Annotated in this window: 22 protein-coding genes; 7 read left to right on the plus strand and 15 right to left on the minus strand. The window is 63.0% G+C overall.

The window, feature by feature from the left end:
• Positions 1-7: 7 nt before the first annotated feature.
• The 9 genes from fapF to AC07Y9_RS10870 form a co-directional block, all read right to left on the minus strand.
• Positions 8-1300: a fibril amyloid transporter FapF gene (gene fapF / locus AC07Y9_RS10830; protein ID WP_102679933.1), complete on the minus strand. Its 1293-nt coding sequence runs from the start codon at positions 1298-1300 to the stop codon at positions 8-10.
• A gap of 45 nt (positions 1301-1345) precedes the next feature.
• Positions 1346-2092, minus strand: a complete 747-nt coding sequence (gene fapE / locus AC07Y9_RS10835) for a fibril amyloid subunit FapE (RefSeq protein ID WP_173679780.1) — start codon at positions 2090-2092, stop codon at positions 1346-1348.
• A 44-nt stretch (positions 2093-2136) separates the two neighbouring features.
• Positions 2137-2817: a fibril amyloid maturation endopeptidase FapD gene (gene fapD / locus AC07Y9_RS10840; protein WP_102679931.1), complete on the minus strand. Its 681-nt coding sequence runs from the start codon at positions 2815-2817 to the stop codon at positions 2137-2139.
• Positions 2818-2880: 63 nt separating this feature from the next.
• A complete protein-coding gene (fapC, locus tag AC07Y9_RS10845; protein ID WP_102679930.1) occupies positions 2881-3924 on the minus strand; it encodes an amyloid-like fimbrin subunit FapC in 1044 nt (347 codons plus the stop codon).
• Positions 3925-3986: 62 nt separating this feature from the next.
• On the minus strand, positions 3987-4565 hold the full coding sequence (gene fapB / locus AC07Y9_RS10850; protein WP_102679929.1) for a fibril amyloid subunit FapB: 579 nt from the start codon (positions 4563-4565) through the stop codon (positions 3987-3989).
• A gap of 1 nt (position 4566) precedes the next feature.
• The gene (gene fapA, locus AC07Y9_RS10855) at positions 4567-5028 is read right to left on the minus strand and encodes a functional amyloid chaperone FapA (protein ID WP_102679928.1); all 462 of its coding nucleotides are present in this window, start codon (positions 5026-5028) and stop codon (positions 4567-4569) included.
• A 354-nt stretch (positions 5029-5382) separates the two neighbouring features.
• A complete protein-coding gene (locus AC07Y9_RS10860) occupies positions 5383-5907 on the minus strand; it encodes an AAA family ATPase (RefSeq protein ID WP_102679927.1) in 525 nt (174 codons plus the stop codon).
• On the minus strand, positions 5904-6470 hold the full coding sequence (gene pnuC / locus AC07Y9_RS10865; RefSeq protein WP_053261070.1) for a nicotinamide riboside transporter PnuC: 567 nt from the start codon (positions 6468-6470) through the stop codon (positions 5904-5906). Before pnuC ends, AC07Y9_RS10860 begins: the two co-directional genes overlap by 4 nt.
• Before the next feature lie 113 nt (positions 6471-6583).
• The gene (locus AC07Y9_RS10870) at positions 6584-8218 is read right to left on the minus strand and encodes a methyl-accepting chemotaxis protein (protein ID WP_102681218.1); all 1635 of its coding nucleotides are present in this window, start codon (positions 8216-8218) and stop codon (positions 6584-6586) included.
• Positions 8219-8502: 284 nt separating this feature from the next.
• Here AC07Y9_RS10870 and AC07Y9_RS10875 point away from each other — a divergent pair, with 284 nt between their 5' ends.
• Positions 8503-9333, plus strand: coding sequence for an undecaprenyl-diphosphate phosphatase (locus tag AC07Y9_RS10875; RefSeq protein WP_102681219.1), 831 nt, complete (start codon positions 8503-8505; stop codon positions 9331-9333).
• Positions 9333-9758, plus strand: a complete 426-nt coding sequence (locus tag AC07Y9_RS10880; protein ID WP_102681217.1) for a DUF1294 domain-containing protein — start codon at positions 9333-9335, stop codon at positions 9756-9758. Before AC07Y9_RS10875 ends, AC07Y9_RS10880 begins: the two co-directional genes overlap by 1 nt.
• Here AC07Y9_RS10880 and AC07Y9_RS10885 read toward each other — a convergent pair.
• Both AC07Y9_RS10885 and AC07Y9_RS10890 read right to left on the minus strand, forming a co-directional pair.
• Positions 9755-10099 carry an MmcQ/YjbR family DNA-binding protein gene (locus tag AC07Y9_RS10885; protein ID WP_025809028.1) on the minus strand — a complete coding sequence of 115 codons (345 nt, stop codon included), beginning with the start codon at positions 10097-10099 and terminating at the stop codon, positions 9755-9757. The two genes, AC07Y9_RS10880 and AC07Y9_RS10885, sit on opposite strands and share 4 nt — an antisense overlap.
• Before the next feature lie 23 nt (positions 10100-10122).
• Positions 10123-11031, minus strand: a complete 909-nt coding sequence (locus AC07Y9_RS10890; RefSeq protein ID WP_102681216.1) for a LysR substrate-binding domain-containing protein — start codon at positions 11029-11031, stop codon at positions 10123-10125.
• Between the two features lie 129 nt (positions 11032-11160).
• Here AC07Y9_RS10890 and AC07Y9_RS10895 point away from each other — a divergent pair, with 129 nt between their 5' ends.
• Positions 11161-11772, plus strand: a complete 612-nt coding sequence (locus AC07Y9_RS10895; RefSeq protein ID WP_053261073.1) for an FMN-dependent NADH-azoreductase — start codon at positions 11161-11163, stop codon at positions 11770-11772.
• 227 nt (positions 11773-11999) lie between these two features.
• Complete coding sequence (locus tag AC07Y9_RS10900) at positions 12000-13037, plus strand: alpha/beta hydrolase family protein (RefSeq protein WP_007926435.1); 1038 nt, start codon at positions 12000-12002, stop codon at positions 13035-13037.
• Position 13038: 1 nt separating this feature from the next.
• Here the strand turns inward: AC07Y9_RS10900 and AC07Y9_RS10905 are convergent, their stop codons facing one another.
• Together AC07Y9_RS10905 and AC07Y9_RS10910 are read right to left on the minus strand one after the other, a co-directional pair.
• Positions 13039-14226 carry an MFS transporter gene (locus tag AC07Y9_RS10905; RefSeq protein ID WP_102681215.1) on the minus strand — a complete coding sequence of 396 codons (1188 nt, stop codon included), beginning with the start codon at positions 14224-14226 and terminating at the stop codon, positions 13039-13041.
• A gap of 243 nt (positions 14227-14469) precedes the next feature.
• Positions 14470-16056 carry an ABC-F family ATPase gene (locus AC07Y9_RS10910; protein ID WP_009043780.1) on the minus strand — a complete coding sequence of 529 codons (1587 nt, stop codon included), beginning with the start codon at positions 16054-16056 and terminating at the stop codon, positions 14470-14472.
• A 534-nt stretch (positions 16057-16590) separates the two neighbouring features.
• Between AC07Y9_RS10910 and lpxO the strand changes: the two genes are divergently transcribed.
• Positions 16591-17490: a lipid A hydroxylase LpxO gene (lpxO, locus tag AC07Y9_RS10915; RefSeq protein ID WP_102681214.1), complete on the plus strand. Its 900-nt coding sequence runs from the start codon at positions 16591-16593 to the stop codon at positions 17488-17490.
• A gap of 74 nt (positions 17491-17564) precedes the next feature.
• Here the strand turns inward: lpxO and ligD are convergent, their stop codons facing one another.
• Both ligD and ku read right to left on the minus strand, forming a co-directional pair.
• On the minus strand, positions 17565-20090 hold the full coding sequence (gene ligD / locus AC07Y9_RS10920; protein WP_102681213.1) for a DNA ligase D: 2526 nt from the start codon (positions 20088-20090) through the stop codon (positions 17565-17567).
• A 32-nt stretch (positions 20091-20122) separates the two neighbouring features.
• Positions 20123-21007 (minus strand): non-homologous end joining protein Ku, encoded by an 885-nt coding sequence (ku, locus tag AC07Y9_RS10925; RefSeq protein WP_102681212.1) that lies wholly within the window; start codon positions 21005-21007, stop codon positions 20123-20125.
• A gap of 215 nt (positions 21008-21222) precedes the next feature.
• Here ku and AC07Y9_RS10930 point away from each other — a divergent pair, with 215 nt between their 5' ends.
• Both AC07Y9_RS10930 and AC07Y9_RS10935 read left to right on the plus strand, forming a co-directional pair.
• On the plus strand, positions 21223-21588 hold the full coding sequence (locus AC07Y9_RS10930) for a hypothetical protein (protein WP_102681211.1): 366 nt from the start codon (positions 21223-21225) through the stop codon (positions 21586-21588).
• 67 nt (positions 21589-21655) lie between these two features.
• On the plus strand, positions 21656-22038 hold a 383-nt coding region (locus tag AC07Y9_RS10935; RefSeq protein ID WP_146021870.1), incomplete at its 3' end, for a PQQ-dependent sugar dehydrogenase.

Genomic DNA, 22038 nt, shown 5'->3' on the forward strand with positions numbered 1-22038 from the left:
TTGGCGTTTAGAAGTAGTAAGGGAATTTCAGGCTGAAGGTGAAGTCCGGCGCATCGTCGGTCAGTCCGATGGACAGGTTGGGCACTATGGTCAGGTTGTCGGTGGCCGCCACGGTCATGCCGACGTTGAAGTAGCCGGCGTTGGCATCGCTGGATACCACGGACTGCCAGTCGCCGCCATCTTCCTTGAGCTTGCTCTTGCGCTGGACCAGGTCCGAGAAGGAGAACGACATACTCATCTTCTCGTTCAGGGCGAAGGCGATGCCCATGCCGATCTGGAAGCTGTCGCCGAGCTTGACCTTGCCCGGGGTCTTCAAGTTGACCGTGGAGCTGATGTCGTCGAACGATTCTTCCAGGTTGTGGGTGTAGGAGAGGGTGCCGAACAACACCGCCGGGTCGAAGGTCTTGACCAGCGAGATGCCGGGGGTGATCGACCAGACGCCGTTACCGGTCGGCAGGTCATCCGGGACGAACAGGTTGGTGTTGTCCTGGACCTGGCGCAGCTTGATGCCGAACGGCTCTTCGCCGGTCGGTGCCTTGACGCGCAAGGTCAACACCGCGTCCGGGGTATTGACCGATTCGTCGAGGAATTTGTAGGCGATGCCGAAGTTCACGTCGCCGAGGGTCGGGTCCTTGGACACGGTCTTTTCGCTGGTGACGCCCGCCGCGCCGTTTTGCGCGCCGCCGGACTGGTAGGTCGATTCGCGGTAGACCACCGGTACGTTGACGTCGAACTGCCAACGGTTGTCCAGGTTGTAGCGGGCCGTGAGGTCGAGGGTCCAGTTGTCGGCCTTGATCCGGTCCAGGTTGATGTTGCCGAGGAAGATCGAGTCCAGCGCCAGGAAGCCGTTGAGAATCAGCTGGCGGGTGTCATAACGGGAGTAGGTCAGGCCGGTCTCGACACTGAACTTGCCGCCGCCGAAGAAGCCGCTGGCTTCGTCGTACAGGTTGGACACACTCTGCGCCGGTTGCGAATCATCCTTGAGCGACTCCCCGTAGGAACTGCCGCCGGCCGGGGTCGGGCCTTGGCCCGTGGTCCCGGCCACCTGCTGGTTGCCACGCATGTCCGCTGGCGACTTGGCCAGGCGTTTCGGGGGGGGCGCAGCCGGTTGCTCCTCGACCTGGCGTACCCGTTGTTCCAATACCGCCAGTGCTTTCTGCTGCACTTCGTAACGTTGCTTAAGCTCCAGTAATTCTTGTTTCAGGGCCTCTACGTCGGCATCCGGCGCTGCCTGCAGCAGTGCGGTCGGGAGGAGGGTGCTCAAACATACAACTGCGCGCAGCGAGACTGATCGATACATGAATAAGCCGTCCCTTTGAGCCTAATGATCGAGAATCAGCGTAGTTCAATATCCCAGGTTACGAAGGCCCTTGAGCTGGGTCAGATTGCAATCCAAAGCACCGGTGCTCGCCCCGTTATTGTTGAGCACGACGTTCAGTTGGGTCAGGTTGCTGACCAGGTTGCTGTCGCCCAGCAGGCGGGTGTTTTGCAGCAAGCCGCCCTGGGCCACTTGCTGCAGGGCTGAGCCCTGGTTGTTGCTGGCCTGGATGGCCATCTGGATGCCACCACCGGTGGCGGACACGGCCACGCTGCCCGCGGCATTGCTGCCGCTGATGGTTTGCCCGTTCATCAACAGCTGGCCTTGCGCCGGCACCAGCGCCGGGGCATGCCTGGCTTCCTTGACGTCGATGGAAACGTTGTTATAGGCGCTGTTGCCGTCGCCCGCCGCGCGTACGCTCTGGGTCACCCCTTGGGTGGTGGCCAGGCCCGCGCCGCCGATCACGTTGCCCGAGCCCTGGGTCGGCGTCGAGCCGTTGCCGGTTTCGTTGATCGTGGAAACATAGAATTCCGGCTTGATCGTCGATTGCTGGATCTGCATGGAGGTCGTGGCGCCGATCAGATCGCCCGAGGCATTGCGCCAGGTGCTGCTCATGACAATGCCGAAGCTGATGATCCGCCCTGGCATGACGTAGCGACCGCGGAGCTCGGAGAGTTCCTGGTCCTTGATTTCTATAGGCTTGAACCCTGCGTTGGCGTACGCAGGAAAACTTGTGACCAGGCAGGCAGCGGCCAGCCAGTAAGCGCTTTTCATCTGCTGCTCCCGGAGCATCCTGCCCCTTTATCCTTAGGGCGACCCTAGAAGAAGTCGCTCTGAATGAAACCGAATTCCATCAGTTCTGCGTCTTTGACCGGGTTGAAGGTATCCAGCTTGTTCTTGGCCGTCAGCGGGTTGGGCGGGTCGCGCAAGGCGTTGGCCTTGTCGTAGCCGGGGCCGAGGATGGCGAAGACGATACCGTTCCAGCCTTTGACAAAGTCTTCGTGGGAGTAGCGTTTATGGCCGAGGACGGGGTCGCCGATATAGACCCAGTCTTTCTGCGCCCGCTGCATGACCACGAAGTGCTTGTAACCACGAATGTCCATCAGTACCACCACCGGAATGGAGACCGCCTGCAGTTTGTCGGGAGGTATCCGGTAGCCCCGGGCGCGCATGCCGATGCTTTCCAGGTAGCGCTTCATGTCCAGCATGGAGAAACCCTGGGTACGCACAAGGTCCTGGTCAGCGGTGGCCAGCATGCCTTTGATGACGTGCTCCTCATCGACGTCGAGCCAGTAGGCCTGGCGCAGCACCGTCGCCAGCGCGGCGGCGCCGCAACTGAAGTCGGTTTTCTGCTCGACCAGGTCGGCGAATTTGCGTTCCCGCACGCTCTGCACCTGCTTGTACACCAGGTTGCCGCCAGGCAACACGGCCACCGGCATCTGCGCGGCCTGAGCCAGGCCAGTCAGGCAAAGCAAAAGGGAGAAGGTCGCCATTCGCATGATCGCTACGCCTTGTGGGACGGTGGAAAAGCCCCGTTTCCGGGGCTTTCGTCACTCTCGTGATTACAGGCAGGCTCTGCAGCCGGCAGCGATGGACAGCGAGTTGCTTTGTTGGTTGCCGACCCCCGCCGAGACGTTGGCACCGCCGTTGCCGGAGAAGCCGTTCATCGAGCCAGACATCGACGCGTTGTTGATCACAGGGTTTTTCCAGCCGTCTTTGGTCAGCACTTGCTTGGTCCAGACGCCGGAAAGTTCGATCGTGCCTTGTTCCTTGAAGGTGAACTTCTGATTGCCATTATCGTGATCGCCACCGCCGCTACGATCGTCGTAGCCATGACCGCCACCATGGTGATCGTCGTCGCCTTGGATCTTGCCGTAGCCGGTGCCTTTGTAGGTGCCGGAGGCATTGAACTCGCCGGTGAGGGTGTCTGTTTTGTAGGTACGCACACCCTTGTTGTCCACGTCCAGGCCAGTGGAGGTCTGGTCGGCCGAAGCTGACGCAGTCGCTACGCGTCCGCCGGATACGGCGATTGCCAGGTTGTTTTTCTGTTGGTTGAAGTCGCCGGCGGTGACGTTGATGCCGATGTTGCCGGAGCCGCTGTTGCCTGCATTGTCGAGTGTTGCGCTGTTTTGCGTGGACCAGTTTTTCACCGTGTTGTTGGTGTTGGTCTGGGTTGCGCTGGAAGTGGCTACCGCGCTGCCGAAGATGAAGCTTTCATCGGCGGTGGCCAGGGCGACGGCGTTGTCTTGCTGGTTGCCGTCGCCGGCAGCCACGTTGGCGCCCATGTTGCCGTTGGAGTTGTTCATCGAGTCGCTGGCGTCGGCGTTGTTGTGGGTGCCGCGGTTGCTGACGCTGTTGCCCGAGCTGTACTGCTCATCGGTCACGTTGGCCACGGCACCGGCGGTGAGTTGCAGCTTGGTGTTGAGGTCTTGGCCGCCGTTGCCGCCATGTCCACCGTGGCCGCCGTGGTGGCCATTGTGACCGCCATGGCCACCGTGACCACCGTGTCCGCCGTGGTTGTCGTCATTGCCACCTGCCTGTGCCGCGATTGCCATCACTGCGGCGAGGGCAAAAACCAGTGGCTTGAGAGCCATTGTAGGTTTCATGGTGTTTCTCCGTGCTTATTAGTTGGTTAAGTGTTGGTACTTTCCAATCGCACTGCTGCGGGTCAGTCAGCGACCCGTATGCTCAGGGTGTTAGCCATTCGGTTCCCCACCCCGGCACTCTGGTTCACCTGAATCACTCCCCGGCTGCCGGTGAAGGCCTGGTCGCTGGTAACGACCTGGCGGCTGCCTTTGGAAGCGTCAGTTGCTCCCGAGCCTGGTAACAGCGCCACGTTCTGTTGGGACAGGACGCTGTCGTCGATGCTTTGCGGCTGGGCACTGATGCTCACCCGCATTGCGTTGACCATCTGGTTGTTGGCGCCGGCTCCCTGGTTCACGCCCAGGACCCCGTTGCCGTTGCTGAAAGCGTTGCCGCCGATGCTGCTGCTGGCGTCGATCGCGCTGCTGGCCGGTGTGCCGAGCTTCTGCCGGACCACAGTGGTGGCCTGGGCGTCGGTGCCGATGGCAATGGCGCGTGTGTTGGTCTGTTGCTGCTGGTCGCCGGCGGCCTGGTTGACGTTGAAGTTGCCGTTGTAGCGGGCGCCGGAGTTATGAAGGGTGGCGGTGTCCACCGCCTGGATGCCTGGGTCGGCCATCACCGAAGCGCAGCCGAACAGGGCAAGCCATACGAGGGTACGAGTCATCTCATTGGCCTCCGGCCATTCTGCCCAAAGGAGCCAGGCCAGAATTCAGCGAGCGGTTGATGGTGCCGGAGATGGCGCCACCGCTGCCGCCACCATGGCCGGCGCTCATGCCGGTCAGGCCATTGGGGTTGGTGACGGTGTTCAGCCCCTGCAGGTTCACGCCGTTGGGCATGACGCTGCCACTGATCGTTGAGCCGCTGCTGACCCCGGCAAAATCGCCGTCGCTCAATTCGGTGTTGCTGGTCATCTGTTTGACCCGGGCCGATGGGTTGGCATTGACGGTGGTCGGGTAGGGGTCAGGATGCAGCGGAGGGCGGCCGACGGTATGAGGTTGCACGTCGCGGTCGAGAACGATCCTGCCGTCCCTGATGTCGCCGGCAGCCTGGACCGGGAGACTGAGCAGCGAGCCGATGGCACAGCCGATCAGCAGGAGGCGGGTCAGAGCTGAATTGAGATTCTCCACGGCAGCATTCCCTTCTTTTTCGCTGGCCCTAGTCAGCGTTGCGAGGGTAGAGAGCAGAAGCCGTGCCGCTTTTTGATTGTTTCAAAAATTCAACAGGTTACGAATAACCAGGTGTGTTGCCGGGGCAGGGGTGTTTCAACGATGAGACCCGTGCCGCCTTCGACAGCCCGGTATGGCCGTGGCGAGGCTCTGGATCGGAGGGCTCGCGGCGGGTTGTATCAGCGTTTTAACAGATGGCTGAAGGGCAATGAGAAGCCCTTTGATTTGGCCGTTTTGCGCAGCGGCGGGTGTTTCAGGGATGGACGTTTTTCTCGCCAGCAGAGGAGAAAAAAAGCGGACAGGAAAAGGATTCGGTTAACCCCCAAGTAAACGCTCGACCAGCTCGAACGCCCGTTGCCGACGGGCTTCCCAGTCGCCGCGAATCACTTCGAAGGGCTGCTGGTGTTGCACCAGCCAATCACCTGTGGCCTTGAAGAAGGCCAGGCGCTCGCTCAGTTCGGGTTGGCAGCGCTGGCCGTCGTTGCTCCAGCCGACATCTTCGGGGGAGAGTAGCAGGTGCAGATCGTAGCCGCGAGCCAGCAGCTCGAGCTCCAGCCAGTCCGGGCAGGCGCCGAACAGGGTCTGGCTCCAGAGCATATTGCTCAGCAGGTGAGTGTCGAGAATCAGCAGCGGCGGCTGTTGTGCCCGGGCCTGGTCCTCCCAGGCCAACTGGCCGCGGGCGATCTCCGGGATATCCGCCAGGCAGGTGTCGCGTCGCTGCTGCTCGATGAAATGGCGGACGTATTCGCCCACCTGGATGCCGCCGAAGCGCGCCTGCAAGTGGCCGCTGAGCCAGCTTTTGCCGCTGGACTCGGGGCCGGTCAACACCAGGACCTTCATGCCGGGCGCAACGCCGGGTCGGCCCGCCAGGCGCGCCAGCCCTGCACGGCCAGCAGGGTGAATAGCCCGTAGAGGGCCGCCGTCAGGTACAGGTCCTTGTAGATGAACAGGCCGACAAAAATCACGTCGACGGCAATCCACAGCGGCCAGCATTGCACGCGCTTCTGCGCCATCCACCATTGCGCCACCAGGCTGAAGCCAGTCAGCGCGGCGTCCAGCCAGGGTTGCGCGGCATCGGTCCAATGGGCCATGGCGGCCCCCAGCAGCAGGCTGCCGATGGCCCCGAGGCTCAGGCCCAGCAGCATCGAGCGGGGCGCCAGCAGGCTGACCGGACGGCCCTGATGGCTGGCGCCGCCGCGGGTCCACTGCCACCAGCCATAGAGTTGCAGGGCGGCGTAGACCACTTGCAGCAGCATGTCCGAATACAGTTTCACTTCGAAGAAGATCCAGCTGTACAGCAGCACCATGACCAGGCCGATCGGCCAGCACCAGGGGTTCTGTCTGACTGTCAGCCAGACGGCGATCACGCCGAGTGCGGCGGCGAACAGTTCAAGCCCGGACATGAAAACTACCTGGAAGCGGAGGAGGGTGCGGATTGTAACCAGAAGCGGCCTTGCATGTTAGTGAAGGCCGGCAACCGTGGCGGGGGGAACCCCCCCCCCCCCCCCCCACGACCTCAGACCCGGAACTGGCGCAACAGGCCGTTGAGCTGCTCGCTCAGTTCCTTGAGGTGCAGGCTGGCGGCACTGGACTGCTCGGCCGCCAGGGCGGTGCTGTGGGACAGGCCGGCGGCCTGGGTCACGTTCTGGTTGATGTCTTCGACCACATGGGCCTGTTGCAACGTGGCGCTGGCAATCGAGGCGTTCAGCCCGTTGAGGTTGCGCAGGGCCTGGCCGATGGCGTTCAGGCTTTCACCGGCCAGCCCGGCCTGCTCGATGGTCTGTTGCGAAGCCCGGCTGCTGTCGCCGATGACCTTCACCGCGGCTTCCGAGTGCCCTTGCAGGCGCTCGATCATCGACTGGATCTCGGCGGTGGACTTCTGCGTCCGCTGGGCCAGCAGGCGCACCTCATCGGCCACCACGGCGAACCCACGGCCCTGTTCGCCGGCGCGGGCGGCTTCGATCGCCGCGTTGAGCGCCAGCAGGTTGGTCTGCTCGGCGATCGAGTGGATCACCTCCAGCACGCTGCCGATCTGGGTGCTTTCCTGGGCCAGGGTGCGAATCACTTCCACGGCCTGGTCGATGGTGGCCGAGAGCCGGTCGATCTGTTGCAGGCTGCCGTCGATATTGACCTGGCCCTGCTGGGCCTGGGCTTCGGCGTCGCGCATCTCGCTGGCGGCATGTTCGGCGTTCTTCGCTACGTCCTGTACGCCGTAGGTCACTTCGTTGATGGCGGTGGCCACCAGCTCCATCTGCTGCGACTGCTGCTGGCTGCGTTCCTGTGCCTGGCTGGCATTGCTGCCCAGGTCGGTGGAGGACTGCGCCAGGGCTGCGGCCGACACCTGCAGCTGGCTGACTACAAGACGCAGCTTGGCGGTGAAACCATTGAAGTGCCGGGCCAGTTCGGTGACTTCGTCCTGGCCGTGGGTGTCGAGGGTGCGAGTCAGGTCGCTTTCGCCGCTGGCGATATTGGCCATGGCGTGCACGGTTTCCTGCAGCGGGCGGACGATGCTGCGGGCGATCAGCAACACCAGCAGGGCCATGAGCAGGGCAATGGCGATACCGACGACCGAGGCCTTCAGCACCTGGCTGCGGAACTCGGCCTGCACGTCATCGATGTACACCCCCGAACCGATGATCCAGCCCCAGGGCTGGAACAGCTGGACATAGGAGGTCTTCTGCACCGGCTCGCTGGCGCCCGGTTTCGGCCAGCGATAGTTGACCATGCCGGCGCCCTTGGCCTTGGCGATGGCCACCACTTCGTTGAACACGGCAAAGCCGTCCGGGTCGCGAATGGCCGCGAGGTTCTGGCCGTCGAGCTTGGGGTTGGTCGGGTGCATGACCATGACCGGGGTCAGGTCGTTGATCCAGAAGTAGTCGCTCTGGTCGTAGCGCAGGTTGCGTATGGCGCTCAGCGCCTGCTTCTGCGCCGTCGCGCGATCGAGGCTGCCGGTACTTTCCAGACCCTGGAAATAGGCCAGCACACCGTTGGCGGTCTGCACCACATGCTGGGTTTTCTGCGCCTTGGCCTGGTACAGGTCGTCGTGAATCTGCTTGAGCATCAACATGCCCAGGGTCATCAGCATCAGTACCGCGACAATCAGGATGAGCCACAGCCGGCGGCTGATCGACATTCTGCGTAAGCTGTTCATGAATCTGTCACTCCCGATTGTTGTTCTTGTAATAGAAACACCCCGTACATCCGTCATGCGCTCCTTGCAGTCCGGTCCCGCTGATTCTCTCAACGCGACAGCGTTTATCGAGTATGTCTGCTAGGATTTCGGCCTCATCGCGAAAAACCTGAATCCGGCTGATTTTTCACGGAATTTTCAGGGGCGATGATGATCCTATTGCGGCTGCGAATCCGCGACGCACGTGTCAGTGAACATTGAAGAAAAACTAAAAGGCATGCCACGGCATGACCTTCGGGGGATTGATGGAGCTTTGGACTGCCGCACAGGCATTGATTTTAGGGATTGTGGAAGGGCTGACGGAGTTTCTGCCCATCAGCAGCACGGGCCATCAGATTATCGTTGCCGACTTGCTCAACTTCGGTGGCGAGCGCGCCATGGCGTTCAACATCATTATTCAACTGGGGGCCATTCTCGCGGTGGTCTGGGAATTTCGCCGCAAGATCCTCGACGTGGTCACCGGCCTGCCGACCCAGCGCAACGCCCAGCGTTTCACCATCAACCTGCTGATCGCCTTCCTGCCCGCCGTGGTGCTGGGGGTGATTTTCGCCGACCTGATCCATGAATACCTGTTCAACCCGATCACCGTCGCCACGGCGCTGGTGGTGGGGGGCATAGTCATGCTCTGGGCCGAACGCCGGCAGCATGAAATACATGCCAACACGGTGGACGAGATCAGTTGGAAAGATGCCTTGAAGGTCGGTTTCGCCCAGTGCCTGGCGATGATTCCAGGCACCTCGCGCTCGGGCTCCACCATCATCGGCGGCCTGTTGTTCGGCCTGTCGCGCAAGACCGCCACCGAGTTCTCGTTCTTCCTGGCGATGCCGACCATGGTCGGTGCCGCGGTCTACTCGGGCTACAAGTACCGCAACCTGTTCCAGCCTGACGACCTGCCGGTGTTCGCCATCGGCTTCATCACCTCGTTCATCTTCGCGATGATCGCGGTCAGGGGCCTGCTCAAGTTCATCGCCAACCACAGCTACGCGGCCTTTGCCTGGTACCGCATTGCCTTCGGCCTGGTGATCCTCGCCACCTGGCAGTTCGGCTGGGTCGACTGGACCGCGGTCCATTCCTGATGGACGCACGCAACCCGAACCGCCCCGGTAACGTCGCCGGGGCACGGATCCCGCAGCCAAGGCTCAAGGCGGTGATCTTCCTGCTGCTCTGCGCCTTGCCGCTGTGCGGTTCGCTGCTGTTGGGCGTGAAGGGGATTTCCTGGGTACCGCTGGCGGCCTACGGCGCGGTCAGCGTGCTGACGTTCTTCCTCTACTGGAGCGACAAGCGCAAGGCCCGTAGCGACAGCTGGCGGACCCCGGAAAACGTCCTGCACGCCGTGGAGCTGGCCGGTGGCTGGCCAGGCGCCTTGCTGGCGCAACAGGCGTTTCGCCACAAAACCCGCAAGCTGTCCTATCAACTGGTGTTCTGGCTGATCGTGCTGCTGCACCAGGTGTTCTGGATCGACCGGCTGTTTCTCGAAGGCAGCCTGTTCTCGCTGTTCTAAAGCAACAGGCCCACCTGTACCCGCTTGGGCAGCTTGCTCACCACCAACTGGTGCGAACGCTGCAGCAAGTCCCGCAGTTCGCCGGCGCCCAGCGGGTAGGGCGTCTGCATGATGATCCAGTGCGCCCGGGCCAGGTACGGCGCCGGCGCGATGCCGGGACGGTCGACATGGCCGAGGAACAGCTCCTTGTCCACCTTGAACGCCAGTGACTCGCCCCGCAGGTTCTGCAGGGCGAACATCTTGTTGCCGGCCACGGAAAACACCCGCACGCCGCCCCATTTGTAGTCTTCGCGCGCGCCCGGCAAGTCCAGGCAGAATTGCGCCACATCCGCTTCAGTCATGGGTTTTTCCTTTTGTCGCGCTGTCACAGTGTGCGGTCCCCGCAGCCTTTGAAGGCTTCGCTGACATGCTCGATCCAGGCCCTTACCGCTGGCAATACACCGCGCCGGTGAGGGTAGACCGCCTGCAGCCAACCGCCAGGCAGCGACCACTCGGGCAGCAGTTGCACCAGTTGCCCGGTCTGCAGTTCTTCCTCGCAATACATCATCGGCAGGATGGTACAACCAAGTCCGGCGAGGGCGCAGGAACGGCGCACCAGAAAATCGTCGATGCCCAGGCGCGCCTCCAGGACCAGGTCGCATTTCTCGCCCTGGGCGTCGAGCAGGCGCAAATGCACCATGCGGTCGGCCTCCAGGGCTCCCAGCACCGGCACCTTGTGCAGGTCTTCGGGACTGTGGATCGGCCATTCCCGGGCGAACCCCGGACTGGCGACCATCACAGTCTGCGCCTGGCGCAGGCGTCGGGTCACCAGCAAGGGGTCTTCGTCGCCATGCTCGCGAACCCGCAGCGCCACGTCGATGCCTTCGGCGACCACGTCGACCCGGCGGTTGAGCAGCTGCATGTCCAGCTGGACCTGGGGATATTGCTCGAGGAACGAGCTGATAACGGTCGGCAACATATGATGGGCCAGGCCCACCGGGCAGGACACCCGCAGACGCCCGCGAGGTTCGCTGGACATGCTGGCCACGGCCTCGTCGGCCATTTCCGCTTCCAGCAGCATGGCCTGGCAGTGACGCAGATAACGTTCGCCGACCGCGGTCAGCTTCAATTGGCGGGTAGTGCGTTGCAGCAATCGGGTGTGCAGGCGTTCTTCCAGTTCGGCGATACGCCGCGACAAACGGGATTTGGGCACCCCCAGTAAACGCCCGGCGGCGGCAAAACCACCGGCTTCCACCACCTTGGCAAAGTAATAAAGATCGTTGAGGTCTTGCATATCCTGACTCTACTGTCCTGCTGATGGGACAAACTATCGCATTTATGCCGACTAATCAGCTATTGGTTTCATCTGTAGGATTGTCCTCAATTGATCGCCCGGTGGCGATCCTCACTTGGAGAATCCCAGATGAAACTGTTGCATATCGATTCGAGCATCCTTGGTGACAACTCGGCTTCCCGTCAGTTGAGCGAAAGCGTGGTCAAGGCCTGGAAAAACGCCGATGCCAGCGTTGAAGTGACCTACCGCGACCTGGCCGCCGATGCCATCAGCCATTTCAGCTCCGCCACCCTGGTGGCCGCCGGTACCCCGGCCGAAGTGCGCAACGCTGCCCAGCAGCACGAAGCCGAGCTGAGCGCTTCGACCCTCGCCGAATTCCAGGCCGCCGACGCTGTAGTGATCGCCGCGCCTATGTACAACTTCACCATCCCGACCCAACTCAAGGCCTGGATCGACCGCATCGCCGTCGCCGGCCAGACCTTCCGCTACACCGAAGCCGGCCCTGAAGGCCTGTGCGGTGGCAAGAAAGTCGTGGTGGTCTCCACCGCGGGCGGCCTGCACGCCGGCCAGGCCACTGGCGTGGCTCACGAGGATTACCTGAAAGTGCTGTTCGGCTTCCTCGGCATCACCGACATCGAATTCGTCCGCGCCCACGGCCTGGCTTATGGCGACGAAGTCCGCAACAAGGCCCTGAGCGACGCCCAGGCGCACATCAGCGAGCAACTTTTTGCTGCCGCGTAAGGCTTGTGTAAAAGTCGCTTACGCTCCAGGCAACGCCCTTTAAACTCTGTATTCTGATGCCCTCCAGGCAGCGGAATACGGAGTTTTTCGTGTTCGTGCTATTTGTTCTGGCTCGGGTTATGCAGTGGCTTGACCAGGCCCGGCAGCTCCAGGCAACAGGCCAGCGGAATCCTGGCCAGTGAAGCAATGAACCGGCGTTTTCATCAGGTAGGGAAGGTGGTGCATCCATGATGCGTCTTTGGGCAATGTCACTGATCTGCCTGCTCGGCGGCCCGATTATCGTGCACGCCGCGCCCGCGCCCCATCCGCACTGGAGCGTGGGCTTCCACGAAATGAGTTTTCTCGACCCGCTGGACCAGCAGCCGATGCGCGCCATTGCCTTCTATCCCTCCACTGGCATCGAACACAGCAGCAAGGTCGAGGGTTATCAGATCGCCGCCTCCCGGGATTCGAAGGTCGCCATCGGCCGTTTTCCGCTGTTGATGCTGTCCCACGGCAATACCGGCACGCCGCTGGCCCTGCACGACCTGGCCACCTCGCTGGCGCGCAAGGGCTTCGTGGTGGTGGCGGTGATTCATCCGGGCGACAACTACAAGGATCACAGCCGGCTGGGCACCCTGAGCAATCTCTATGGCCGGCCGATCCAGATTTCCGAAGCCATCACCGCGACCCTGGCCGACCCGATGCTGTCGCCTTTCGTCAACGCCGGGCAGGTCGGGGTCATCGGTTACTCGGCCGGTGGCGAAACGGCGTTGATCCTGTCTGGAGCGACCCCCGACCTGGATCGCCTGCGCCGCTACTGCCAGGAGCGCCCCGACGATCACGATGCCTGCAATACCCAGGGCGAGCTGATCGTCGATCGCGACGACCTGCAACCGGTCGCCGACCCGCGGGTCCATGCGTTGCTGCTGATGGCGCCGCTGAGCCTGAAGTTCGGGCGCCAGACCCTGTCCGGCGTGCATGTGCCGGTGCTGCTCTACAGCGGCGACGTCGACAAGCTGGTGGCTCTGGACAAGAATGCCGCGGCCCTGGCCCGCAAGCTGCCGGTCGCGCCGGACTTCAGGCTGTTGGCCGGGGCCGGGCACTTCGTGTTCATGGCGCCGTGCACCGAGGAGCAGTTGCTGAGCATGCCGGCCTTGTGCACCGACGCCGATGGCGTCGACCGCGAGGACATCCACCGCAATCTGATCGCCGAGGCCGGCCGCTTCTTCGCCCAGGCCCTGGGCAAGCCGAGCCGGGCCGGGATGCAGACCGCGGATCAGTGACTCAGGCGTCGGCCCGGCGCTTGAGCAGCAGGGTCAGGCCCAGGGCGCTGAGCGACAGCAGCGCCGCGCAGAAGAAAATCCACGAATACCCCAGGTTCAACGCCACCGCGCCCATCAAGGGCCCTGCAATCGCCAGCGCCAGGTCGAAAAACACCGCGTAGGCGCTCAGGCCGGCGCCGCGGCTGGTGCTGGGCACCTGCTTGATCGCTTCCACCCCCAGCGCCGGGTACACCAGCGACAGGCCGAAGCCGGCGAGCCCGGCGCCGATCATGGCGAACGCCGTCGATGGCGCCAGCCACAGCAGGATCAGGCCCAGGGTCTCGATGCTCATGCAGGCGATGGCCGCGCGATAACCGCCAAACCGGCTGATGCTGGAGATGAACAGCAGGCGCGAGAGGATGAAGCAGATGCCGAATACCGTCAGGCAATAGGCCGCGCCGGTCCAGCCGCGGCTGAGGTAGAACAGGGTAATAAAGGTGGTCAGGGTGCCGTAGCCGATGGACGCCAGGCTCAGGCCGGCACCGTACGGCGCGATACGGCCGAACACCGCGCGAAACGACAGGCGCTCGCCACGGATCACCGGCACCGATGGCTTGTTGCGGATCAGCAGCAGGGCCAGGGCCGCCAGCAGCGACAGGGCCAGCCCCAGGCTTTCGAAACCGTAGTCGGCGACCATCACCACCCCCAGCGGCGCGCCGATGGCAATCGCGCCATAGGAGGCGATGCCGTTCCAGGAAATCGAGCGCGCGGTGTGCTCGGCGCCGACCTGGCCCATGCACCAGCTGATGGTGCCCACGCCGATCAGGCCCTGGGCCACCCCCAGCAGCAAACGTCCCAGCAGCAGGATGCCCAGGCTGAGCAGCGGCAATGCCTGCAGCAGGCTGGACGCCAGGGTCAGCAGCCCGCTGAGGAAAATTCCCGCCAGGCCGTAGACGATTGCCCGTTTGGTGCCGATGTTGTCCGACAGGCGCCCGGCCATGGGCCGGCTGAGGAGGGTGGCCAGGTACTGCGCGCCGATGGTCAGCCCGGCCACCACCGCGCTGAAGCCCAGTTCGCCGTGGACGTAACCCGGCAGCACCGCGATCGGCAGGCCGATGCAGAGAAACGCGATAAAGGTATAGAAGACGATAGAGACGATCTGCAGGGTGATCGCCATGGAGCTGGGCACGGGCTGTTGTTGCGCAGACATGAGGGCTCGTTCGCGGGCGGGCGGTTGGAGAACTGCATCATGGCGCGGGCCGGAAATAAAAGGAAGCAGGCTAACGATTTCTTTATGGCCGGCTATTTGTGGGGGCAGGGAGGACGCCATCGCGGGCAAGCCTCGCTCCTACGGAAACGCGTACGCACGCTTGCCCGCGATGCTTTTATAGCCGCACAAAAAAAGCCCCGTCACCAGGACGGGGCTTGCAAGCCGGCAACTGGTTGGCGTTCCTTAGAACACCACGCCCTGGCTGCGCAGGTAGTCGTCGTAGGTGCCGCTGAAGTCGGTCACGCCATTCGGGCTCAGCTCGATGATGCGAGTGGCCAGGGACGACACGAACTCCCGGTCGTGGCTGACGAAGATCAGCGTGCCCGGGTAGTTTTCCAGGGCCAGGTTCAGCGCCTCGATGGATTCCATGTCCAGGTGGTTGGTCGGTTCGTCCATCACCAGTACGTTGGGCTTTTGCAGGATCAGCTTGCCGAACAGCATGCGACCTTGCTCACCACCGGAGATGACCTTGACCGACTTGAGGATCTCGTCGTTGGAGAACAGCATGCGGCCCAGGGTGCCACGGATGATCTGCTCGCCCTGGGTCCACTGGCCCATCCAGTCGAACAGGCTGACGTCGTCTTCGAAGTCATGGGCGTGGTCCTGGGCGTAGTAGCCCAGCTCGGCGCTTTCGGTCCACTTCACCGAACCGGCGTCCGGGGTCAGCTCGCCCATCAGGGTGCGCAGCAGGGTGGTCTTGCCGATGCCGTTCGGGCCGATGATCGCCACGCGCTCGCCGGCTTCGACGGTGAAGCTGAAGTTCTTGAACAGGGTCTTGCCGTCGAAGCCCTTGGACATCTGCTCGATGGTCACGGCCTGGCGGTGCAGCTTCTTGGTCTGTTCGAAGCGGATGAACGGGCTGACGCGGCTCGATGGCTTGACCTCGGCCAGCTGGATCTTGTCGATCTGCTTGGCGCGGGAGGTGGCCTGCTTGGCTTTCGAGGCGTTGGCCGAGAAGCGGCTGACGAAGGTCTGCAGCTCGGCGATCTGGGCTTTCTTCTTGGCGTTGTCCGACAGCAGTTGCTCGCGGGACTGGGTCGCCGCGGTCATGTACTCGTCGTAGTTGCCCGGGAACAGGCGCAGCTCGCCGTAGTCCAGGTCGGCCATGTGGGTGCAGACGCTGTTGAGGAAGTGACGGTCGTGGGAAATGATGATCATGGTGCTGTTACGCGCCGTCAGAATCGTTTCCAGCCAGCGGATGGTGTTGATGTCCAGGTGGTTGGTCGGTTCGTCGAGCAGCAGCACTTCCGGATCGGAGAACAGCGCCTGGGCCAGCAAGACCCGCAGCTTCCAGCCCGGAGCCACTTCGGTCATCGGACCGAAATGCTGTTCCAGGGGAATGCCCAGGCCCAGCAGCAGTTCACCGGCGCGGGACTCGGCGGTGTAGCCGTCCATCTCGGCGAAGTCGGTTTCCAGCTCGGCCACGGCCATGCCGTCTTCTTCGCTCATTTCCGGCAGCGAGTAGATGCGATCGCGCTCGGCCTTGACCTTCCACAGCTCTTCGTGACCCATGATCACGGTGTCGATCACGGTGAATTCTTCGTAGGCGAACTGGTCCTGGCGCAGTTTACCCAGGCGAACGTTCGGCTCCAGCATGACCTGGCCGCCGGACGGCTCGAGGTCGCCGCCGAGGATTTTCATGAAAGTCGACTTGCCGCAACCGTTGGCGCCGATCAGGCCATAGCGGTTGCCGCCGTTGAACTTGACCGAAACGTTCTCGAATAGCGGCTTGGCGCCGAACTGCATCGTGATGTTAGCTGTGGAGATCAATTACTTTACCTATCAAGGGGTTGCGAGCATCGTGTGGGCTCTTGGGCCATTCCCGGGGCATTCTGGAGCTTTTCCATTTCGCCAGGGTCGAGCCAGGGTCGAGCCAGCGAGCATAAGTAGACAGCAACATCTGGACGCTATGGCCAAGTTGCTGGGCAATAAAGGTGGGAGGTCATGTTGGAATTTGGCGCGCATTGTCGCATATGTGCGCCGGCAGTTGTATGACAGTGACCTACGGATTTTTCATCCAGGCCGGTAAACGTCAGGCGTTGTAAAAATTGCCGCTGCGGATTTGTCCCGGGCAATGCGACTTAGGTCGTGGCATAGCGGACGGACACATTTTCACAAATCGGAGTTAACCTTTGGTTACAAACTGTGGCTAAAATGCCGACCAGTTGCCACATGCCATCATTGGCATGGGCTCAAGGACGTGCCTTCAGGACCTCTTATCGCTTTCGGACGCTGCATATGACCCCGGCCCAGGTGGCCCACGTGGGGGCGCAGTATGTTCTCTTCTGACATGTGACGATTTCCGTGAAACTCATCATTGCCGCTGTTTACGTTTTATCCATCGCGTATGTGCACCTGCGTGGTCGCGTGCGCCATAAACTGGGCCGCCAGCTGAGTGATCACTCGACCTTCCTGGCCCCGATCAACTGCTTCCTTTATCTGTTCTCGAAGATCCCCAATCGCCCGTACCTCGATCCGGCCGACTTTCCCGACCTGAGCCCGTTGCAGGTCCACTGGGAAGAAATCCGCGCCGAGGGCCAGAGCCTGCTCAGGGCCGGGGAGATCAAGCGTTCGGAGCAGTACGACGACGTTGGCTTCAACTCGTTCTTCAAGACCGGCTGGAAGCGCTTCTACCTCAAGTGGTACGGCGACAGCCACCCTTCGGCGATGAAGCTGTGCCCGCGGACCACCGAGCTGGTGCAAAGCATCGGCTCGATCAAGGCGGCGATGTTCGCCGAACTGCCGCCGGGCTCGAAGCTGGTGCGCCACCGCGACCCTTATGCCGGTTCCTACCGTTACCACCTGGGCCTGGAAACGCCCAACAGCGCCGGTTGCTACATCAATGTTGACGGTGAGCACTATCACTGGCGCGACGGCGAGGCGGTGATGTTCGACGAGACCTACATCCACTACGCGGAAAACACCACCGAGCAGAACCGCATCATCCTGTTCTGTGACGTCGAGCGGCCGATGAAGTACCGCTGGGCCGCCGCCTTCAACCGCTGGTTCAGCCGTACCGTGATGGCCGCCGCCGGTTCGCCCAACGATGTCGGCGACCGCACCGGGGGCCTGAACCGCGCCTTCACCAAGCTGTACAAGATCCGCCTGCGTGGTAAAGAGCTGAAAAAGCGCAACCGCAAGCTTTATTACCTGGAAAAGTGGGCGATCTTCGCTGCGCTGTTGTTACTGTTCATCTTCATCTGATTTGCCCCTGATCGCGGGCCAGCCTCGCGCCTACGAGCCCGTGGCAGGAGCGAGGCTGGCCCGCGATCACGTCCTCAAGGTTTGTCCACTCCCAACTGCTGCCACATCTTCGCGGTGATCCGCTGCCGATGGGCGTAGCCGTGCCACGGATCCCGGGGCAGGGCCTCCAGGCGTTGCCTCAGGTTCGCCACATTCCACTGCTGGGCATGCCGGACATCGCCCAGTTCATCCCGCGCGATCGGTACCGAGACCGGCAGCCCGGGGCGGGCCCGTACCGAATAGGCGGCCACGGTGCTGGCGCCACGGGTGTTGCGCAGGTAATCGACGAAGATTTTGCCGACCCGGTTTTTCGGGCCCATGGTCGCGGTGATGCGCTCTGGCAACTGCTGCGCCATGAATTGCGCGATGGCCTTGGCGAAACCCTTGACCGTATCCCAGTCGGCCTTGCGCGCCAGCGGCACGATCAGGTGCATGCCTTTGCCACCGCTGGTTTTCAGGAAGACCTGCAAACCCAGTTCATCGAGCACCGAAAGGGTCAGCTGGGTGGCCTCCAGCATGCTTTTCCAGGGCAGCGCCGGGTCCGGGTCGAGGTCGAGCACGAACAGGTCCGGGGTTTCGATCTGGTCGTGGGTCGCGCCCCAGGTGTGCAACTCGATGGCGCCCATCTGCACCACGCCGATCAGTGCCGCAGTGCTGTCGATTTCCATCAGGCGCGCGTGGCCGGGGTCCAGCGCCGGGTCGAGGTGGCGGATATGGGGGATGGCCAGGTGCTCGGCATGTTTCTGGAAAAACTGCTCGCCTTCCACCCCTTCAGGAGCCCGCAGCAACGACACCGGCCGGTCGCGCAGGTGCGGCAGGATCTGCTCGTCGATGCTGGCGTAGAACTGCGCCAGTTGCAGCTTGGTGGTGCCAGACTGCTGGTCGATGACCCGATCCGGGTGGGTGATCCTGACCCCGGCGACGCTGTGAGCGGCCGACTTATCCGAACGGGAGGCCGTGCCCCGGCTGCGCGTCTCGACGGCCTTGGAGGTCTGCGGCTGCTCGCGAACGATCTCCCTGGCCGGCTTATCGCTGCGCAGAGCGATGAACGCCGCCTGGCGCACCACCTGCTCGAGGGTCCACTCGGCGAATTCGACTTCGGCCACCAGCTGCGGCTCGATCCAGTGCACGCCGCGGGCCTGGGCCGCAGTCAGGGGCTTGGCCAGGGGCGATGAGTCCCGCTCAAGTTCCTGCATCCGCTCATGCAGCTGCTTCAAGGTCTGCTGGTCGAAACCGGTACCGACCCGGCCGGCGTACACCAGCCCGCTAGTGTCGTTGACTCCCAGCAGCAGGGCGCCAAAGCCGCTGCGCGAACCTTGCGGGCGGGTATAGCCGACCAACACGAACTCCTGGCGCAACCGGCATTTGAGCTTGATCCAGTCGCTGCTGCGGCGCGACACATAGGGGCTGCCGGCCCGCTTGCCGATCACCCCCTCCAGGGACAGGGCACAGGCGCTTTCGAGGATGTCGTGGTGCTGGGCGGCAAAGGCTTCGGAAAAACGCAGGACCTTGCTCAACTTGCGCCCGAGCGCCTGCTTGAGGGCCTGACGGCGTTCTTCCACCGGCGTTTCGCGCAAGTCCTCGCCCTGCAGAAAGGGTGCGTCGAACAGGTAATAGATGATGTCCACGCTGCGACCGATATCGAAGGCGTTCTGCAGCGCCTGGAAGTCCGGCAGGCCTTCGTCGTTGAGCACCACCATTTCGCCGTCCAGCCAGCTGTCCTTGAGCTTCAGGGCAGCCAGGGCCTTGGCTTGCTGGGGCAGGCGGCTGGTCCAGTCGTGACCGTTGCGGGTCAGCAGGCGCACCTCGTCGTCCTGGATCCGCGCGAGGATCCGGTAGCCGTCGAACTTGATCTCGTAGCGCCAGTCGCCGCTGGGCGCCTTGTCCACCAGGGTCGCCAGCTGCGGCGCCAGGCTTTGCGGCAGGACCACGGCTTTTTTCCCCGATGGTCTTTTCTCGGCTTTTTTTGTGGTCTGGGACTTGGCGCTCTTGTTGTCGCCCACCGTGGCGCCACTGAGCACGCTCCTGGGCAGGGCCCGGACCACGTCGTACTCGTCGCTCGGTCGCGCCTGGGCATCCTGCTCCTTGATCAGCAGCCACTGTTCCTTGTCGCCGCTGCCGTGCATATGGGTGCGCACCAGGGCCCAGTCGCCGCCGAGCTTCTCACCGATCAGGGTGAACTTGAGCTTGCCCGCCCGATAGCTGGCGTCGGGGTCGTCATGGGGTTGCCAGACGCCATGGTCCCAGACGATCACGTCGCCGGCGCCGTATTGCCCGGCGGGGATGCTGCCCTCGAAATCGCCATAGCTCAGCGGGTGGTCCTCGACATGCACCGCCAGGCGTTTTTGTGTGGGGTCCAGGCTCGGGCCCTTGGGCACCGCCCAGCTTTTCAGGCTGCCGCCCAGTTCCAGGCGAAAGTCGTAATGCAGGTTGCGCGCATCGTGCTTCTGGATCACGAAACGCAGGGCCGAGGTGGATTTGACGGAGGCTTTGTCCGCCGCCGGCTCCGAGGTGATCGCGAAGTTGCGCTTGCGCTGGTATTCACTCAGGGATTTGGCCATGACCCACTACCTTGTATGGCGAGCCGCGCGGTTCAGGCACGGGATCGCTTAGTGGCTTTCTTGGCTGTCGCGGGTTTGCCCGCGGCCTTGCCGGGTTTGTCCGGGCTGGCGGGCGCCTTGCTCCTGGACTTGCCGCCCAGGCTGCGCTTGAGCATCTCGGTCAGGTCGATGATGTCGGCGCTCTGGCGTTGCTCTTCGCCTGCGGCGCTTTCCACGTCCTCGATCTTGCCGGCCCGGGCCTTTTTCTCCACCAGGGCCATGATTTTGTCGGTGAAGCTGTCGCGGTATTCCTCCGGCTGCCAATCGGCGCTCATGTCCGCCACCAGGCGCCTGGCCATGTCCCGCTCGCCCTTGGTCAGGTCCGGCTTGGCCACCTCCGGTCCCAGGGCCAGTTCGTCGAGGCTGCGTACCTCGGCCGGCCAACGCAGCATTACCAGCACCAGCGCCGACTCCAGCGGCATCAGGGCCGCCAGATGCTGGCGGGTGTGCAGCACCACCAGGGCCAGGGCGACTTTCGAGGTGCTCTGCAGGGTTTCGCGCAGCAGCGCATAGACCTTGCCGCCACGCTTGTCGGGGGCCAGGAAGTAGGGGGTGTCAATGTTCTGCAGCGGGATCTGCTGGCTGTCGACGAAGGCGAAGATGTCGATGGTCTGGGTCGACAGCGGGTGGGCCGAGCGGATCTCGTCCTCGCTGAGCAGCACATAGCGGCCTTTTTCGTAGGCCACGCCTTTGACGATATGTTCCTTGCCGACTTCCTTGCCGGTGACCTTGTTGACCCGCTTGTAACCCACCGGGTCCATGCTGCGCTGGTCCAGCCAGTCGAAGTCGACGCCCTGGGAGGAGGTCGCCGAGACCAGCGCCACCGGAATGTGAACCAGACCGAAACTGATCGCGCCTTTCCAGATTGCCCGTGCCATGAGCCTGTCCCCGTATTGACTGTGGAATCGCCATGCAGCGACTGGTTTTCAGGTGACCCGTGGCGCGGCGCGAAAGTTTCCCTGGGCTGCTGGGCTGCATGGGCAAGCCGATAACTCGTGTTACATGTCTGACGGATTATTTAATTAACAAGGCCGAACGCGCGACGTAGCCTGGACTCGAATGCGATAACTCGTCGCCATCCAAGAGGGTCGCCATGAACAGCCTGCTTCGCGGTCTTGCCGCTTTTGCACTGATGAGCGGGGCCAGCACTGCGGTGTTCGCCGCGCCCCAGGCGGCGCATACGGGCAGCAGCCCAACGTCCGCCATGCTGTTGGCACAGAACCTGCCCGGCAGCAACAACAACCCCTACAACAGCCCGATTCGCCGGGCCAACCCCAACAGCATGCAGGGCACCCAGCCCAGCGCCCCGGCTGTCCGTGGGGTTAATCCGGTACCCGTGCAACGCCCTCCGACCCTGGAGAACGGCGGTATCGGCAACGGCTACCCGCGCACCATCACCCAGCCAAGGATCATCGATCCGACACCCGTGACCCCACCGCGTAACCAACAGCAGCGATAAACGCTGACCGCCCGAGGCCGATGCCGGCCCCGGGCGGAAACCTTTTTATCGACAGAAGGAATCGTGCATGTTGCGTAAAACCCTCTTGGCAACCGTCTGTGCCAGTCTTTTTCTGAGCAGTGCGCTACCGGTCGCGGCCGCCCCCAGTCAACAGTTGCAGAGCGAGCTGGGCCCCCTCAGCGTGACCCCACTGGTCGAAGGCCTGGATCACCCCTGGGCCCTGGCGTTCCTGCCGGACCGCCAGGGCATCCTGGTGACCGAGCGTCCAGGCAACCTGCGGCTGGTTGGCGCCGACGGCAAGCTCTCGGCGCCCCTGGGCGGCGTGCCGCAGGTCTGGGCCAAGGGCCAGGGTGGCTTGCTGGATGTGGTGCTGTCGCCGGACTTCAAGCAGGACCGTCTGGTCTACCTGTCCTACGCCGAAGGTGGCGGCGAGGGTGGCACGGCGGGGAC

This window comes from Pseudomonas sp. GW456-L12, assembly GCF_059424045.1.